13 protein-coding genes and 1 pseudogene are annotated in these 15,895 nt (G+C 73.9%); 8 read left to right on the top strand and 6 right to left on the bottom strand.

The genetic code is table 11. The annotated features are described in order from the left end of the window. Positions 1 to 97: 97 nt before the first annotated feature. A complete protein-coding gene (locus ACGF8A_RS16005) occupies positions 98 to 1,030 on the bottom strand; it encodes an alpha/beta hydrolase (protein ID WP_393108434.1) in 933 nt (310 codons plus the stop codon). A 320-nt stretch (positions 1,031 to 1,350) separates the two neighbouring features. Here ACGF8A_RS16005 and ACGF8A_RS16000 point away from each other — a divergent pair, with 320 nt between their 5' ends. Then, a complete protein-coding gene (locus ACGF8A_RS16000) occupies positions 1,351 to 2,241 on the top strand; it encodes a Gfo/Idh/MocA family protein (RefSeq protein WP_393108432.1) in 891 nt (296 codons plus the stop codon). Positions 2,242 to 2,342: 101 nt separating this feature from the next. On the opposite strand, the gene ACGF8A_RS15995 is transcribed toward ACGF8A_RS16000, so the two are convergent. Next, entirely contained in the window at positions 2,343 to 2,615 is a 273-nt protein-coding gene (locus ACGF8A_RS15995; RefSeq protein ID WP_393108430.1) for a GlsB/YeaQ/YmgE family stress response membrane protein, read from the bottom strand. 293 nt (positions 2,616 to 2,908) lie between these two features. On the opposite strand from ACGF8A_RS15995, the gene ACGF8A_RS15990 reads away from it, so the two are divergent. Together ACGF8A_RS15990 and ACGF8A_RS15985 are read left to right on the top strand one after the other, a co-directional pair. Then, complete coding sequence (locus ACGF8A_RS15990; protein WP_393108428.1) at positions 2,909 to 4,018, top strand: PP2C family protein-serine/threonine phosphatase; 1,110 nt, start codon at positions 2,909 to 2,911, stop codon at positions 4,016 to 4,018. Positions 4,019 to 4,195: 177 nt separating this feature from the next. Further along, complete coding sequence (locus tag ACGF8A_RS15985) at positions 4,196 to 4,402, top strand: hypothetical protein (RefSeq protein ID WP_393108426.1); 207 nt, start codon at positions 4,196 to 4,198, stop codon at positions 4,400 to 4,402. A gap of 172 nt (positions 4,403 to 4,574) precedes the next feature. On the opposite strand, the gene ACGF8A_RS15980 is transcribed toward ACGF8A_RS15985, so the two are convergent. Then, a complete protein-coding gene (locus ACGF8A_RS15980) occupies positions 4,575 to 5,039 on the bottom strand; it encodes a DUF5709 domain-containing protein (protein ID WP_393108524.1) in 465 nt (154 codons plus the stop codon). 435 nt (positions 5,040 to 5,474) lie between these two features. Between ACGF8A_RS15980 and ACGF8A_RS15975 the strand changes: the two genes are divergently transcribed. From ACGF8A_RS15975 to ACGF8A_RS15965, 3 genes are read left to right on the top strand one after another with little or no spacing between them, the layout of a single operon-like run. Continuing rightward, positions 5,475 to 6,947: an APC family permease gene (locus ACGF8A_RS15975; protein WP_393108424.1), complete on the top strand. Its 1,473-nt coding sequence runs from the start codon at positions 5,475 to 5,477 to the stop codon at positions 6,945 to 6,947. A gap of 11 nt (positions 6,948 to 6,958) precedes the next feature. Next, positions 6,959 to 7,912 (top strand): hypothetical protein, encoded by a 954-nt coding sequence (locus ACGF8A_RS15970; RefSeq protein WP_393108422.1) that lies wholly within the window; start codon positions 6,959 to 6,961, stop codon positions 7,910 to 7,912. Between the two features lie 49 nt (positions 7,913 to 7,961). Further along, entirely contained in the window at positions 7,962 to 8,684 is a 723-nt protein-coding gene (locus tag ACGF8A_RS15965; RefSeq protein WP_393108420.1) for a Type 1 glutamine amidotransferase-like domain-containing protein, read from the top strand. Positions 8,685 to 8,724: 40 nt separating this feature from the next. Here ACGF8A_RS15965 and ACGF8A_RS15960 read toward each other — a convergent pair whose 3' ends face one another. Next, on the bottom strand, positions 8,725 to 11,067 hold the full coding sequence (locus tag ACGF8A_RS15960) for a glycoside hydrolase family 65 protein (RefSeq protein WP_393108418.1): 2,343 nt from the start codon (positions 11,065 to 11,067) through the stop codon (positions 8,725 to 8,727). Next, on the bottom strand, positions 11,064 to 11,804 hold the full coding sequence (locus ACGF8A_RS15955) for a beta-phosphoglucomutase family hydrolase (RefSeq protein ID WP_393108416.1): 741 nt from the start codon (positions 11,802 to 11,804) through the stop codon (positions 11,064 to 11,066). The genes ACGF8A_RS15960 and ACGF8A_RS15955 overlap by 4 nt, the downstream gene beginning before the upstream one ends. A gap of 164 nt (positions 11,805 to 11,968) precedes the next feature. On the opposite strand from ACGF8A_RS15955, the gene ACGF8A_RS15950 reads away from it, so the two are divergent. Next, on the top strand, positions 11,969 to 12,610 hold the full coding sequence (locus ACGF8A_RS15950) for a nucleoside/nucleotide kinase family protein (RefSeq protein WP_393108414.1): 642 nt from the start codon (positions 11,969 to 11,971) through the stop codon (positions 12,608 to 12,610). Positions 12,611 to 12,679: 69 nt separating this feature from the next. Here ACGF8A_RS15950 and ACGF8A_RS15945 read toward each other — a convergent pair. Beyond that, positions 12,680 to 14,514: pseudogene (locus ACGF8A_RS15945) on the bottom strand (hypothetical protein). Between the two features lie 253 nt (positions 14,515 to 14,767). Here ACGF8A_RS15945 and ACGF8A_RS15940 point away from each other — a divergent pair. Further along, positions 14,768 to 15,691: a MurR/RpiR family transcriptional regulator gene (locus tag ACGF8A_RS15940; RefSeq protein ID WP_393108412.1), complete on the top strand. Its 924-nt coding sequence runs from the start codon at positions 14,768 to 14,770 to the stop codon at positions 15,689 to 15,691. Positions 15,692 to 15,895: the final 204 nt, after the last annotated feature.

Here is a 15,895-nt window from a genome sequence, read left to right as displayed (position 1 = left end):
CTGCCCGGTCGTACGGCGGAGCGGCCCTACGGCGTGTGCCCGCGCCCAGGCGGACGGAGGTCCGCCGGTGCACGGGCACAGCTCCCCGGCGACCGGGTCAGGAGGTGTGCGGGCAGTTGCCCCGGTACTCCTGCACGGTCAGGCTCGGCCGGGGCAGCGGGCACAGGAACTGCTCGTAGCGGGTGTCGTTGTCGATGAACCGCTTGAGCCAGGACACGCTGTACTTCGCGATCGTCGTGTTGGACGTGTTCGGCGCGAAGTGGGAGGCGTTGTTGAGTTCCAGGTAGGCGCGGTCCAGGGAGCCGCGCAGGCTGTTGTAGAAGGGCTCGGCGTGGGAGGCGACCGGGGCGATCGAGTCGCCGTCGGCGCCCACGATCAGTGTGGGTGTGGTGAGTTCGGGCCAGCTCTTGTCGAGGTTCCAGGGCGTCAGCGGGATCGCCGCCTGAAGGGCGGGGCGTGACTTGGCGGCCTCCAGGCTGCCGCCGCCGCCCATGGAGTGCCCCATGACGCCGAGCCGGCTGCTGTCGACGCGGGTGCGTACCGAGCTGCGCTGGGTGAGGTAGTCCAGGGCGGCGAGGAGCTGGCGGCCCCGGGAGGCCGGCTGGTCCAGCGTGGTGAGGGTGTCGATGGTGAACACCACGAAGCCCTGGGAGGCCAGGCGGGGGCCGAGCCAGGAGATGGAGGACTGGGTGCCGGTGTAGCCGGGTGAGACGGCCACCGCGCCGAACGTGCCGTCCGCGGTGGTGGTCGGGTAGTAGATGGTGCCGCCGCCGAAGCCGCTGACGGCGAGGGAGGAGACGGTGGTGTCGGAGACGGCGTAGTGGCCGCGGACCGCCTCGATGGCGGCGGTGGTCGGCGCCGGGCCGCGCTCGTACGGGTTGTCGGCCGCGTGGGCGCCCGGGCCCGTGAGGGTGCTGAGCCCGACGACGGCGGCGATCGCCGCGGCGGCTCCGGTGAACCGGCGCGCACGGCGGCCGGCGCCTGTGGGCGACGGGGTGGAGACAGGGGTGGTGCGCGGGTGCTGCTGCACGACGAGTCGTCCTCTCGATCGTGGCGAGCCGCCCGCCCGGGGCACAGGGAAGCGCCGCGCGCTGCCCAGGGGCCCACCCGGCGGGGCGCCGCCGACTGACTGGCCGTGCCACTGTCGAGGGCGACCGGGCCCGGGGGCACCGGCAATGTCACCAGTCCCGGCGCGCGGTGGGGCGGCGTCGGTGGCGGTCCCGGGGGCCGTCCGCGGGGAGCCGGCGTCGGCGCGAGGTACCCCCTTGCGCCGTCCGTGTGACACTCTCAGCCGGGCCGGCAGCGTACGTGCCGGTCCTCACAGGACCTGGACCGTGGGAGAGGCAACGCATGCGTATCGGACTGCTCGGCACCGGCCCCTGGGCGCAGATGGTGCACGCCCCCGTCCTGAGCGGGCACGAGGAGCTGGACTTCGCCGGCGTGTGGGGGCGCCGCCCGGCCGCCGCGAAGGAGCTGGCGGAGCGTCATGGCACGCGTGCCTACGACGACGTGGACGCCCTGCTCGGCGAGGTGGACGCGGTGGCCGTCGCGCTGCCCCCGGCGGTACAGGCCGACCTCGCCGTGCGTGCCGCGCGGGCGGGGTGCCATCTGCTGCTCGACAAGCCCCTCGCTCCGACGGTCGCCGAGGGGCAGGCCGTGGCCGAGGCCGCTCGCCGGTCGGGCGTCGCCTCGGTCGTCTTCTTCACCACCCGCTTCCAGACCGGGCCCGGGGCCTGGATCGCCGAGCAGGCCGGGAGCGAAGGCTGGTTCGTCGGCCGCGCCCAGTGGCTGGGCGCGGTGTTCACCAGCGCCGACAGCCCCTTCGCCGCCTCACCTTGGCGACGCGAGAAGGGCGCCCTGTGGGACGTGGGTCCGCACGCCCTGTCCGTACTGCTGCCGGTCCTCGGCGACGTGACGGGCGTGGCGGCCGCGGCGCGCGGTCCGCAGGACACCGTGCACGCCGTCCTCGACCATGCCACCGGCGCCACCAGCACCCTGACCCTCAGCCTCACCGCTCCGCCCGCGGCGGCCGGCGCCACCGTCGAACTGCGCGGCGCGAGCGGGGTGACGTCCCTGCCGGAGAGCTCCGAAGGCGCGCTGCCCGCCTTCTCCCGGGCGGCCGACGCGCTGCTCGCCGCCGCCCGCACCGGCCGCCCGCACGCGTGCGACGCGGCGTTCGGGCTGCGGGTCACCGAGATCCTGGCGTCGGTGCAGGACGTGCTCGACGGGACCGCCGGCTGAGCCGCGCACGGCACGACGAAAGCGGGGGCACGGAACGGACGTCCGTTCCGTGCCCCCGCCTGTGGGGCTCCCGGGCCGCGGCCCGCTCCTCTGGCCCCGCCCTACGCGTGCGAGCGCCGCCCGCCGGTGACGGCTCGGTACAGCACGAGCAGGATGAGCGAGCCGACGATGGCGGCGACCCACGTCGACAGGTCGAAGAACCCGTCGATCGAGTCGACGCCGAAAATGACCTTCCCCAGCCAACCGCCGAGCAGACCCCCGGCGACACCGATCAGCATCGTGATGATGATCCCGCCCGGGTCCTTGCCCGGCAGCAGCAGCTTGGCGATGGCGCCGGCCAGAAGCCCGATCAGGATCCAGGCGATGATGCCCACGTTTCCTCCACCCTCCGTCGGAATTACGTTCCCCTACCGAATGCGCGGAGCAGCCGTTGTCAAACCAGAAACAGGTCGACCAGCGCGGCAGTTCCAGCCGTCGACCCGTCGACGTCCCGCTGTCCAGGGCGAGTTCGCGGGCCTGTTCCCCGCCGCTGATCACGTACCGGCTCGCCCTCGAACCGCACACCGCCTGCGTCGTCCGTCCGGTCCGCGCCTCGCGCGCCGCCGGCATGACACCGGCACCGCCAACCCGACGTGCGGCGCCCCGCCCGGCGTAGCAGCGTGGTGGTGTGGATACGGCGCACGTGCTGTCACCGCTCCGGCGCCTGGACCGCCGGGGCTGGCTGCGGGGCGCGCCTCCGCCACGCTGGGTGCGGGTGCTGCCGGTCGTCCTGATCATCGGCGTGACCACGGCCACGGCGCTCAGTGACGATCCGCTCGACATCGGATTCCTGCTCGGCGCCATCCCTCCGCTGGCCGTCCTGTCGTACGGGCCCCTGGGGACGGCGCTGCTCGGCGGCAGCGCGATCGTACTGCTGAACATTCCGGCGCTGCAGCTGGACCGGCCCGGCGACACCGACCTGTGGACCATCGGCTTCGTCGCCCTGCTGAGCGTGTTCGTGTCCTTCGTGCGCAGCCATCGCGACGCCCAGCTCGATCTGGAACGCACCATCGCCGAGGCCGCGCAGCGGGCCCTGCTCCCGCCGCTGCCCGAGGCGGTCGGCCCGGTGCGCTGCGCGGGCCTGTACCGGGCGGCGCAGCGCGGGACGCTGGTCGGCGGGGACTTCTACGACGTGCGGGACGGACCGTGGGGGGTGCGCGCCGTGCTGGGCGACGTCCAGGGGCACGGACTGGCGGCCATCGGCACGGTGGCCACACTGCTGGGTGCCTTCCGGGAGGCGGCGCTCGACCAGCCCGACCTGGAGTCGGTGGCCGGCCGGCTGGACCGCCGGCTGACGGTGGACGCGGCGGAGAGCCGGCACGCCGATCTGTTCGCGACGGCCGTGCTGCTGGAGTTCGCCCCCGACGCGCGCTCCGTCCGGGTGCTGACCTGTGGGCATCCGCCACCGGTCCTGCTGCGCTCGGGCACGGCCAGGGACGTCGCGGTCGAGGCGTGCACGCCGCTGGGGCTGGGCCTCGGCGGCACCGTCGCGCCCCGCGGGGGGACAGTCCCGCTGGAGCCGGGCGACCGGCTCGTCCTCGCCTCGGACGGGCTCTTCGAGGCCCGTGACCCGGCCGGCACGTTCTACCCGCTGACCGAGCGGCTGGCGCTGCTGTACGGTGACGGCCGCCCGGGGCTCCCCGACCGCGTATGGGAGGACCTGCTGCGGCACACCCGGAGCATCCACGACGACGTCACGATCCTCGTCCTCGCTCCCCGGGCTGCGGGGCCGCGGTGACTTCCGCCGCTGTTCAGGTGCCACAGGAGCCGCCGCGCGGGGGCGCTCACGACCACGGGCGGGGGCCCGGTGATCACGCTTGCGGATGCAGGGAGTGCTCCGGCGTTGAATGGTGTAAGTGGACCCGATGACCCCACCGGGTCCGCAGCAGAGCCCCGGACCGGAGGAGCAGAGATCATGTCGACGCCACAGCCCGACGCGTCCCGGGAGTCCGCGGACCGTGTCACCCCGGACGCCCTCCTCCACCCCCGTACCGGCACGGACGTGTCGCCGGAGGACGTGGTGCTTGCCTCGGGCAAGGACCTCACACCGAAGAACCTGGAGTGGGCACGGCGCAAGCTGGCCCAGGAGGGCGACGCGGCGCTCGACAAGCTGCTGCCCTAGGTGTTTCGACCCGCGGCGCCGCCCACGCGGCTGACGGACGGCCGTCCCGCGGGGGCTGACGTGTGCCGCGCCAAGGACGCCGGCGGAGTCCTACAAGGTGGCCGCCCTGGACGCCACGAAGGGCGCCACGAACAGGCTCCGGCAGACCGACCCGGCACAGCCCGCCCGGCGGTCACGTCCGGTCCTCGTCCACCACGTGCACGGCGGCCTCCTCGGCGCCGGCCGCCCCCGCGTCGACCCCCTTGTCCTCGGCCACCGCCTCCTTCGTCGTGTCCGGGTGCGCCCCCTCGTCCGGGGCCACCAGGCGCCCGGCGCGCTCGCTGCCCGCCTCGGGGTCGACCGGCTCGCCCGCGCCGCCGGGCAGGTCGCCGATGCCGTCCCCGGCGGCCTCGCCCACGTCGGGCCGCTCCTGGGCCAGGCGCTGGTCGAGCGTCTCGCCGGTGTGCTGCTCGGCGGCCGTGGTGCCGTGCCCGGTCACGCCCAGGGGCTTCTCCGGCGGCGAGTAGCCCTCGTCCAGGAGGTCGTCGTACGTGCGCTCGTCGACCGCGTCCTGCAGGTCGAGGGGCGCGGCGTCCTCCTGCTCCTCGTTGGTCCCGGTGGGCTGGTAGGCGTCGTCGGCCCTCGCGTCGTCCGCCATCGGTCCGGGGCGCGTGCCTTCGCTGCCCATGACTGCCTCCTGTCGCGTCGCGTCGGCTCGTCGGTCCTGGCTTCGGTCCCTGTCCGCGTTTCCCGCAGGCCGCGCTCCAATCACGCCTCCCGGGGTCCGGCCCCCGCGGCGGCGCGCCCGTTCCGCTTCGTCGGCCGCAAGGCGCCCGACCGGCACCGGAGTTGGCGGAGCGGCAGTCCGCGTCCGTTCCCCGGAGGTCAATCTTGCACGGCCCACGCGCGGGGCTATCATCACTCGCACACACGGTGTGACCGTCTGGCAACGGGACGGCCGGCACCGGCCCACCCTCCTCTCCTCCGCCGCCCCGACCCGAGGCCATCCCTCTTCGGCCGGGGGCGGGTTCACCCCCCACCACTTACGACGCCGGGGCGTCCCGACGGCGTGCAAGGCGAAAGCAGCGCAGGCATGAGCAAGAGCACGGGCAGAGGGCTTCAGGCAGGCGCCCTCGGTACGTTCGACACCGTGGTGATGGCGGTCGCGGGCAGCGCCCCGGCGTACTCGCTGGCCGCGACCACGGCCGTCCTGTTCGGGGCGGTGGGGCTGGCCGGCCCGGCGGCGCTGCTCTACTGCGCGATCCCCATGCTGGGCATCGCGCTCGCGTTCAGCTATCTCAGCCGTATCGACGTGAACGCGGGCGCCAGCTACTCCTGGGTGGGCCGCACGCTCCACCCGTTCCTGGGGTTCATCAGCGGCTGGGCGCTGGTGGTGTCGGCGACCATCTTCATGGTGGCCGGCTCACTGCCCGCCGGGGCGATGACGCTGGCCCTGTTCGACGAGGAGCTGGCGGACGACACGGCGACGGCCTCGGTGGTCGGCGCGGGCTGGTTCCTGGTGATGCTGCTGGTGGTGCTGGGCGGCGCGCGGCTCACCGTGCGCGCACAGCTGCTGATGTCGGGTGTGGAGCTGGTCGTTCTGGCGGTGTTCGCGGTGCTCGCGCTGCTGCACTCGGACAACGCCCGCGCGTTCGACTGGTCCTGGCTGGGGTTCGGCCACTTCGACGGGCTGTCGGGCTTCGCGTCCGGTGCGCTGGTCGCCGCGTTCTACTACTGGGGCTGGGACGTCGCCTGCAATCTCAGTGAGGAGACCCGCAACAGCCGCCGTACCACGGGCCTCGCGGGCCTGATCGGTGTGGGCATCGTCTTCCTGCTGTTCCTGGTGCTCACCATCGCCGTGAACGTCGTGCTGTCCACGGGGCAGATCGAGGAGAACGGCGCCGACGTGCTGGCCGTGCTCGGCGACGAGCTCTGGCCGGGGTGGGGCGGCAAGCTGATCGTCGTGGCGGTGATGCTGTCCACGATCGCCACCCTGGAGACCACGCTGATCCAGGTGACGCGGTCGCTGTTCGCGATGGGCCGGGACCGTACGCTGCCGGCCGCGCTGGGCCGGGTGCACCGCCGTTGGAACACACCGTGGGTGGCGATCGCCGTGGTCGGCGCGGTGGCGGTGGCGATGTTCGTCGCCGCGAACGCGCTGGGCTCGGTGGGCGAGATCCTCTCCGAGGCCATCTCCGCGATCGGACTGCAGATCGCCGTCTACTACGGCCTGGCCGGACTCGCCGCGGTCGTCGCCTACCGCGGGATGCTGTTGCGCTCGCCGGTGCACTTCGTGCTCGGTGGGGTGTGGCCGCTGCTGGGCTCGCTGTTCATGTTCTGGGTCTTCGTCGAGTCCCTGAGCGGGTTGAGCGCGGCGGCGGTCGCGATCGGCGTCGGCGGGCTCGCCGTGGGGCTGGTTCCGATGCTGTGGTACCGGCACCGGGGCAGCGACTACTACCGGCCCGACCGGCTGGACGCGACCCGCGCCATCGCGCCGTACCGTCCGCCCGGCGGCCGGCCGGCGGCGCACTCCCACCGCCACGAGGGTCTCTCCACCGACTTCTGAAAGAGACCCCGATGGCGCGTGACCGCTTCACTCCCGACTTCGACCCCGACGGCGGGGACGCGGACCTCACCGCGGCCCGCCACGACATCGTCATCGGCCGCTGGCAGGGGCTGCGCGAACTGCTGCGCTCCACCGGGTCCGACTGGCCCCTGCGGGGGCACCGGGTGCGGCTGCTCGCCCAGGCCTGCGCGGGCAGTTCGGCCCTGGAGTCCTGGCTGGCCGCCGAACCGTACAGCGGCGACGCGCTGGTCCTGCGGGCCGCGACCGAGACCGCCCGGGCGTTCGACATGGCCATCGCGGCCGGCCGTGGCGTGCCCATCGACCAGGAGCGCGTCGACGGCACGGTGCTGGCGTGCCTGCGCGCCAGCGAGGCCTGCCCGGCGGACCCGACGCCGTGGATCTCGCTGATCTCCGTCGCCCGCCTGTATCCGCAAGGGCTGCGCAGACGCGAACTCGGGCGCTGGTGGGACGAGTTGCACCGGCGCGACCCGTACAGCATGGAGGGCCACCTACAGATCCTGCACTACTACTCCTCCCGCTGGCACGGCACCCACGGCCTGATGTACGACTTCGCCCGCGACGCCGCGGGAGTGGCCCCGCCCGGCTGCGCGCTGCCGGTGCTGGTGCAGTACGCCCGCGTCGAGGAGTTCCGCTACGCCCTGGACGCCGCCCGCGGCCGCCACTCCTCGGTCGCGCTCGGTCAGCACTGGGACCACGACGGAGCCGTCAGCGACGTGCGCCGCACCTGGCAGCGCTGGATCCGGGAACGCCCGGACGTGCCGGTCACCCCGGTCGAGCTGCGCGACCTCAACCACCTGGCCCACGCGGCCTGTCACGCCGGTGCCCCGGACATCGCCGGCGAGCTGCTCCGCCTGCTCGGCGACCGGTTCACGCGAACCCCATGGTCGTACACGGGAGACCCGGTGAAGGAGATCACCAGGTGGCGGGGTCAGCTGCGCCTTTGAGCACTGCCACACTGGGGCGAGTTCACTCCACGCCCCGCGCCCGGGAGGCATGCCCGTGACCGCCGCACCCGCACCTCGTCTCGCGCTGCTCGGCGGGGGTTTCTCCACCGACGACGACGGGCTGCTGGACGACTGGGTGCTGGGCCTCGCCCGCACGTCCGGACCGAAGGTGTGCTTCGTCCCCACCGCGAGCGGCGACGCGCCCGCCTACGTCGAGCGGTTCCTCGGCGCGTTCGGGCCACGCCGGTGCGAGCCGTCCGTACTGCACCTGTTCCGGCGGGAGCTGGACGACGCAGGGCTGCGGGCGTTCCTGCTCGCGCAGGACGTGGTGTACGCCGGCGGCGGCAACACCGCGAACCTGCCGGCCGTCTGGCGCGCGCACGGTGTCGACCGGCTGCTCACCGAGGCCGCAGAGCGCGGCACCCTGCTGTGCGGGATCAGCGCCGGTGCCAACTGCTGGGCCGAGGGCTCGCACACCGACTCGTTCGGCCCGCTCACCTTCCTGCCGGACGGCCTGGGTCTGCTTCCCGGCTCGGTCTGCCCGCACTACGACGGCGAACCGGGCCGCCGCCCCTCGTACCGGGCGGCCGTGGCGGCCGGCGCGCTTGCCCCGGGGTGGGCACTGGACGACGGGGTCGGGGCACTGTTCCAGGGCGGGGAACTGGTGGAGACGGTGACCCGCGCGGCGGGCGCCCGGCTGTACCGGGTCGAGCCGGACGGCCGGGGCGAGGCGGTGGAGGACGCCCTGACGCCACGCCCGCTCGCCCGCTGAGACACAGGGCCGTGGCCGTCGCGGGCCGCCCGCCGGCGGTTCAGCGGGCGTTCGGGGCACGGTGCGGGGGCTGCTGCGGCGCCGGGCGGGTGGGCGTCGCGGGGACCGTGCCGACGGCGGGCTCGTCGGGGCCGACCTCCAGGGGTTCGCCGTGGTGACCGATCGTCAGGGGCGCACCGGACAGCAGGGTGTACGTGGCCTTGTCGGGGGCGATCTCCACATGCAGGCGGCGGTCCAGGAGCTGGATCGTGAACGCCAGCCTGCTGAACTGCTCGGGCAGCCGGGGCGCGAAGCGCAGCGTGTCGCCGTCGCGGCGCATCCCGCCGAAGCCGGCGACCAGCGCCGTCCAGGTACCGGCCAGCGAGGCCATGTGCAGTCCGTCGCGGGTGTTCTGCTCCAGGTCGGCCAGGTCCATCAGGGCCGCCTCGACGGTGTAGTCGTAGGCGAGGCCGAGGTGGCCGGCCTGGGCGGCGACGACGGCCTGGACGCAGGCGGAGAGCGAGGAGTCCCGCACCGTCAGCGGCTCGTAGTAGGCGAAGTTGCGGGCGATGTGCTCGTCGTCGAAGTGGCTGCCGCAGGTGTACATCGCGAGGACCAGGTCCGCCTGCTTGACGACCTGCTTGCGGTACAGGTCGAAGTAGGGGAAGTGCAGCATCAGCGGGAACCGGCCGGAACCGGTCGCCGCGAAGTCCCAGTGCTGGTAGCGGGTGAAGCCCGCGTGCTGCTCGTGCACACCGAGGTCGGCGTTGTACGGGAGGTGCATGGCGTGTGCCGCGTCCCGCCAGCCGGCGCTCTCCTCGGCGTCGGCGTCCAGCCGCGCGGCCTGTCCGGGGTGGCGCTCGACGACCTCGGCGGCGGCCAGCAGATTCGCCCGGGCCATCAGGTTGGTGTACGTGTTGTCGTCGGCAATGGCGCTGTACTCGTCCGGGCCGGTGACCCCGTCTATGTGGAAGGTGCCGTGGGGGTCGTGATGGCCCAGCGAGCGCCACAGCCGTGCGGTCTCCACCAGCAGCTCCACCCCGGTGTCGCGCTCGAAGTCGCGGTCGCCGGCCGCCGCCACGTAGCGCACCACGGCGTTGGCTATGTCGGCGTTGACATGGAAGGCGGCGGTACCGGCGGGCCAGTATGCCGAGCCCTCCGAGCCGTCGAAGGTGCGCCACGGGAAAGCGGCGCCGCGCAGGCCGAGTTGGGTGGCGCGTTCGCGGGCCGCGGGCAGGGTGGTCTGCCGCCAGCGCAGCGCCTCGGCGACGGCGCCGGGCTCGGTGTAGGTCAGCAGGGGAAGCACGAAGGTCTCGGTGTCCCAGAAGGCGTGACCGTCGTAGCCCGAGCCGGTCAGGCCCTTGGCCGGGATCGCCCGGCCCTCCGCGCGGGCGCCGGCCTGCAGGACGTGGAAGAGGGCGAAGCGGACCGCCTGCTGGATCTCCTCGTCGCCGTCGACCTCCACGTCGGCCCGTGCCCAGAAGTCGTCCAGGTACGCGCGCTGTTCGTCGAGCAGCCCCTGCCAGCCGCTGTGCGCGGCCGCCGCCAGCGCCGCCTCCACCTGGTCGCTCATCGCCGGCCGGGAGCGGACGCCGGACCAGCCGTGCGCGACCAGCTTCTCCACCCGCAGCCGCTGGCCGGGGTCGAGCACGGAGGTGACGGTCAGGCGGGACACGTCCACATTGCTCTCGCTGCCGGTCGTCGTGCGTTCGGGGCCGGTCACGACATGATCGGCGGCCACCGCCACACGCAGACCGCTGTGCCGGGTGCGGTGCACCAGTCGCAGCCGGGACCCGTCGGCGAAGTCCTCCTCGGGCTCCAGGGGCGACTTCAGCGCGCGTGCGGCCCGAGGGTCGCCGTCCGGCTCGGGCAGGCTCTCGTTGGCGACGAGCTCCGACTGGATGACCACCCGCGTACGGCTGTCGACCGGTTCGACCTCGTACGCCACGGCGGCGACGGCCCGTTGGGTGAGCGACACCAGCCGCGTCGAGCGCACCCGGACCGTCGAGCCGGCCGGCGAGGTCCATTCGCAGACCCGCTCCAGCACGCCCCGGCGCAGGTCGAGGGTGCGTTCGTGCGCGACGAGCCGGCCGTAGCGCAGGTCGAACGGCTCGTCGTCGACGAGCAGCCGGACCACCTTGCCGTTGGTGACGTTGATGACGGTCTGGCCGGACTCCGGATAGCCGTAGCCGGCTTCGGCGTACGGCAGCGGGTGCACCTCGTGCACGCCGTTGAGGTAGGAGCCCGGCAGGCCGTGCGGCTCCCCCTCGTCGAGGTTGCCGCGCCAGCCGACGTGGCCGTTGGACAGCGCGAAGACGGACTCGCTCTGTGCCAGCATGCCGAGTTCGAGGTCCGTCTCGCGCACGGTCCACGGCTCGACGGCGTACGCCCCCTGTGTGATCACTCCATGCCCCCCAGTTCGGCGAGATCCCGTACGACCCGGTCCGCCCCGTGCGCGTACAGGGCCTCGGCCTGTCCGGCACGGTCGACGCCGACGACGTAACCGAAGCTGCCCGCGCGGCCGGCGTCCATGCCGGCCAGCGCGTCCTCGAACACGGCCGCCCGCCGCGCCTCGACGCCGAGTTGCTGGGCGGCGGCCAGGAAGGTGTCCGGGCGCGGCTTCCCGGGCAGCCCGCGCTCCGCCGCCACGACGCCGTCGACACGGACGTCGAACAGGTCCTCGGCGTCGATCGCGCGCAGCACGTCACGGCAGTTGGCGCTGGACGAGACGATCGCGGTGCGCAGGCCCCGGGCGCGGGCCGCCTCGATGTAGCGCAGGGTGCTGTCGTAGGCCTCGACGCCGCCGGTGCGGATCTTCTCCAGCAAGACGTCGTTCTTGCGGTTGCCGACGCCGTGCACGGTCGGGGCGTCGGGCGGGTCGCCGGGGGTGCCTTCGGGCAGCCGGATGCCGCGCGAGGCGAGGAAGGTGCGCACGCCGTCCGCGCGGGGGCGGCCGTCCACGTACTCGTCGTAGTCGGCGACGTCGTCGAAGGGCCGGAAGGAGTCGCCCTCGCGCTCCCGCAGGAAGGCGTCGAAGGTCTCCTTCCAGGCGGCGGCGTGGACCACGGCCGTCCTGGTGACGACCCCGTCGAGGTCGAAGAGGCAGGCCAGGATTTCTTCGGGTGGACCGAGCTGCGTCATACAGGAACGCTTCCCCGCGGGGCGGGGTCCAGCGGGTGGCGCGGGCCACACGAGCCGCACGGAAGCCACCTGTTCGGGAGCGAGTGGTGGCCGGGTGCCTGCGTTGTCCGGTTCCTCACCGCCCCCGAGGCCCTCGCACCGGCCCGGATGACACACTTCGCCGTGTGCCGGTGACCTTCGACGACCTCCTCGCCCGCGCCCGCGGCCTCGCGACGGGCGGCCGCCGGGCCGTCCTCGGCATCACCGGCAGTCCGGGCGCGGGCAAGACGACCCTCGCCGAACGGCTCGTGCGGGAGCTGAACGGCACCGCTCGGCCCTGGGTGGCGCACGTCCCCATGGACGGCTTCCACCTCGCCGACGCCGAACTCGACCGGCTCGGCCGCCGCGACCGCAAAGGGGCCCCCGACACCTTCGACGCGGCCGGGTACGCCGCCCTGCTGCGCCGACTGCACGAGGACCGGCGGGACGTGGTGTACGCGCCGGGCTTCGAGCGGGTCCTGGAGCAGCCGATCGCGGGCGTGGTCCCGGTCCCGCCGGACGCCCGCCTGATCGTGACCGAGGGCAACTACCTGCTGCTCGGCTCGGGTGCGTGGGCACGTGTGCGGCCCGAGCTGGACGAGGTGTGGTTCTGCGAGCTGCCCGAGCCGGAGCGGATCCGCCGCCTCGTCGCCCGGCACGAGGAGTTCGGCAAGGGCCACGAGGAGGCGGTGGCCTGGGTGATGCGCACGGACCAGCGCAACGCGGAGCTGGTGGCGGCCACACGGGACCTCGCGGACCTGGTGGTGGAGGCGGACCAGGTGTACTGACCCGCGGCGTCGTCCGCGCGGCCGACGGGCGGCCGGCCCGCGGGTGCGGTGTGATCCGGACGGCAGGCCTCAGGAGGGCCGCAGCGTCAGTTCCGGTTCACCGTGGGCGTCGCCCGCCGCGTCGCCGATCAGGGCGGTGAACGCGTCGGTGCGGACTGTCAGACCGCGCGCGCCGGCCTCCAACTCCGCGGTGAACGGGCCGGCATCGCCGTAGCGCACGGCGAAGACGTGCAGCTCCGCCGGTGCACCGGGGGCCGGGCCCGCCTCCAGGGCCGTCGAGGAGACCAGATGGCGCCAGCTGTCGTCCGGGTTGCCGAAGACCCGTGGGTCGGCGGAGAGCGCGAACGCCGCCTGCTCCTGGGTGATCTCCGCGCGGGCGTCGAAGTGGTCGGTGCCCGCCGACGCGGGGTGCGTCAGACCCAGGCTGCCGGCCGAGGCCACACCGGCGGGCCGCGCGGTCCTGCGCACCCGGTCGCCGTCGTCCGCAGCGTAGGGCATTCCGGCCAGCAGATACGGCGTCCCGGCCAGCCGCTGCACGGCGACCGTCACCCACAGGCGCGTGCCGTCGGTGACGTACAGGGACCGCACATGGCGCAGGACGCGCTCGCGGTCCACGACCGGCTGGGTGACGAGCTTGCCCGCCAGGCCGCCGGTGCGGAGGTCACGGACGCGGACCTCGCCGAACGGGCGGCACAGCAGCAGCCCCCGCGTCACCGGGCCGAGGCCGTGCCGGCGGTGGACGGCGGCGGGGAGGTGGTAGGTGCCGGCCGCCTCGATCAGGGCCGGGGTCATCCGGTCGTCGAACGCCACCGAGACGCAGCCCGCGCGCAGTTGGTGCCGGGCGGGGGCCGCCGAGGGCGTGCGGTGCCAGCCGGGGGTGTCCTGGATCTGCCGGACGAGCATGAAGGCGAAGTGGCCGTCGACGCCGCCGTCGGGTTGTGCCGCGTGCCGGGCCCAGCGGGTGTCGCCCCGGTAGCGGCCGAGGTCGGCGCCGGTACGGCGGCCGAAATGGCGCAGGCCCAGGACCCCCTCGAAGCCGCAGTGCTGTTCGCTGTAGCGGGGCCCGCCGATGTCGAAGCCGCCGCCGGTGAGACGCGCGTCGAGGTAGCGGGCGAGGGTGTCGCCGTCCTCGGCGAAGACCTCCTCGCCGCTCACCCGGTGGGCCTGGGCGAGGAAGGACAGGGAGATCGGGCCGTAGTTGTTGTCGTAGGCGCCGCCGTGCTCGGGCGGCAGCAGCGCGCCCCGGGCGCGTACCCGGCGGGCGCGGATCTCACGGTCGTACAGGTCCATCGCGCGCAGCCGGACCGTCCTGCCCGCCGCGGGCGGGAGGTGGCGGGCCAGCATGAGGCCGCCGACGACGCAGGCGATCGCCTGGTTGCCGGCCCGCTGCGGGTTGAAGAAGGTGGCCTCGGTCAGCCACTGCCAGTAGCCCAGCCCCAACGCCGTCAGCTCCCGTCGGGCCCGGTCGTCGAGGAGGCCGTCCGCCGCGTCCAGCACGTCGACGGCGTGGAGCAGCGCCCAGACGGTGCTCGGCCAGTCGCCGTGCGGATGCGCGCCCGCGCGCAGCGCGAAGCGGGCGCAGGGCAGTCCCGAGTCGCGGACCCTGAGGTTGGGGTATCCGGGTTGTCCTCACGGAACACCCGCTCACGCAGATGGAAGGCGAGGCTGCGGCGCACCGCCTCCGGCAGTCGCGGGTCCCGGCCGCGCTGCCAGGCGAGCGCCAGCAGGGACGTGACGCCGAGGGAGGTGTCGCCGACGTCGAGCCGGACGGCGGGGTGTTCGAGGCTGCCGTCGGGTGTGATCCGGGCGAGCGCTTCCTCGGCGACGCCGGCGAGGACGGCGTCGTAGGCCCCGGGGGTGTCCGGCAGGTCGTGCAACGGGCCACGCTGGTAAGGGAGGTGCACGCCCGTCAGCCTTTCCGCGCGAGCGCCTCGGTGAACGCCGGGCGGACGCCCGGTGCGGCGTCCGGCGTCGCGCCGGGCTCCGCGGGGCCGCTCCCGGGTCCACCGCCGACGGTGTGCCGTGCGCTGCGGGAGCCGGATGCGGGAGCGGGCCCACCGCACGGCTCCGGTGGCCGGGGGCGATCCGCGTGCGCCCCTGATCGCCACGTTGCGTGAGCTATGTTGAAGCTTCGTGGGAAGCAAAGGAGGCGCACCGGTGCCATCGCCGCAACAGGCACGCGCACAGGCGTCCGCGATCACCTCGGGAAAGACCGCGCCGGAGGCGGACGCCGCCCCGACCTACCAGCTCAGGGCGCTCTTCGACCGCCCCCGGCTGTCACCGGGGCAGCGGCGCATCGCCCAGTACCTGATCGAGCACATCACCGAGGCCGCGTTCCTGCCGATCACCGAGCTCGCCGACCGGGTCGGGGTCAGCCAGCCGTCGGTGACGCGTTTCGCCGCCGCCGTCGGCTTCAGCGGTTACCCCGCGCTACGGGAGAAGCTCCAGGCCATCGCCCTCGGCACCCTGGCCGGCGGTGCCACGAGCGCCGAGGAGGAACGCGGCAACGAACTGCAGGCGGCCGTCGACGCCGAGATCGAGAACCTGGAGAACCTCCGCCGCGACTTCGCCGACCCCGGCCAGGTCGTCGAGATCGGCCGGCGGCTGTCGGACTCGGCGCCGCTGACCGTGCTGGGCCTGCGCATCTCCGCCTCCCTCGCCGAGTACTTCGCGTACGCCTCGCGCCGCATCCATCCGGACGTGCGGCTGGTGACGCGGGGCGGCACCGTCGCCTACGACGCGTTGCTGCAGGCCCGCGAGGCAGGCGGCACCTGGGTGCTGGCCTTCTCCCTGCCCCGGCACGCCCAGGAGACCCTCGCCGCCGTACGCCTCGCGCGCGACGCCGGGCTGCGCGTGGCCCTCGTCACCGACCGGGCCTTCGGGCCGCTGGCCGACGAGGCCGACGTCACCTTCGCCACCGGTACGGGCTCCCGGCTGGTCTTCGACTCCTACGCCGCACCCGGCGTGATGGCGGCCGCGCTGCTCCAGGCCATGACCGACGCCGACCCCGAGCGCACCCAGGCCCGGCTGGAGGCCTACGAGCAGATCTCCGACCAGCACCAGTTCTTCCTGCGGGACTGACCCCGCCTGCGCCCGAACGACATTACAAAGGGACCTTTCATTTCAAAGCACGCATGAATGTTTTCATACGTCTTGCAAAGCAGTCGGCATATATAAATACTGCTCGCGGATCCGCACCCGCCTCAGGAGAGCCGGTCACCCGCTCGCGCACAGGCCGACTCTCCAGGGCGCCCGCACGGACACCCGACGCCGATGTCCCCTACC

Origin of the sequence: Streptomyces sp. NPDC047706, assembly GCF_043204795.1 — a bacterium.
In the GTDB taxonomy this organism is placed as follows: Bacteria; Actinomycetota; Actinomycetes; order Streptomycetales; family Streptomycetaceae; genus Streptomyces.
Note: the sequence above shows the minus strand (reverse complement) of the source record. Positions and strands in the feature narration are given on the sequence as shown.

Bases quoted from the DNA above. Each gene is read 5' to 3' on its own strand.
- ACGF8A_RS15975 (WP_393108424.1), top strand. From the start codon at position 5,475: ATGAGCAAGAGCACGGGCAGAGGGCTTCAGGCAGGCGCCCTCGGTACG.
- ACGF8A_RS15955 (WP_393108416.1), bottom strand. From the start codon at position 11,804: ATGACGCAGCTCGGTCCACCCGAAGAAATCCTGGCCTGCCTCTTCGAC.
- ACGF8A_RS15980 (WP_393108524.1), bottom strand. From the start codon at position 5,039: ATGGCGGACGACGCGAGGGCCGACGACGCCTACCAGCCCACCGGGACC.
- ACGF8A_RS15970 (WP_393108422.1), top strand. From the start codon at position 6,959: ATGGCGCGTGACCGCTTCACTCCCGACTTCGACCCCGACGGCGGGGAC.
- ACGF8A_RS15965 (WP_393108420.1), top strand. From the start codon at position 7,962: ATGCCCGTGACCGCCGCACCCGCACCTCGTCTCGCGCTGCTCGGCGGG.
- ACGF8A_RS16000 (WP_393108432.1), top strand. From the start codon at position 1,351: ATGCGTATCGGACTGCTCGGCACCGGCCCCTGGGCGCAGATGGTGCAC.
- ACGF8A_RS15985 (WP_393108426.1), top strand. From the start codon at position 4,196: ATGTCGACGCCACAGCCCGACGCGTCCCGGGAGTCCGCGGACCGTGTC.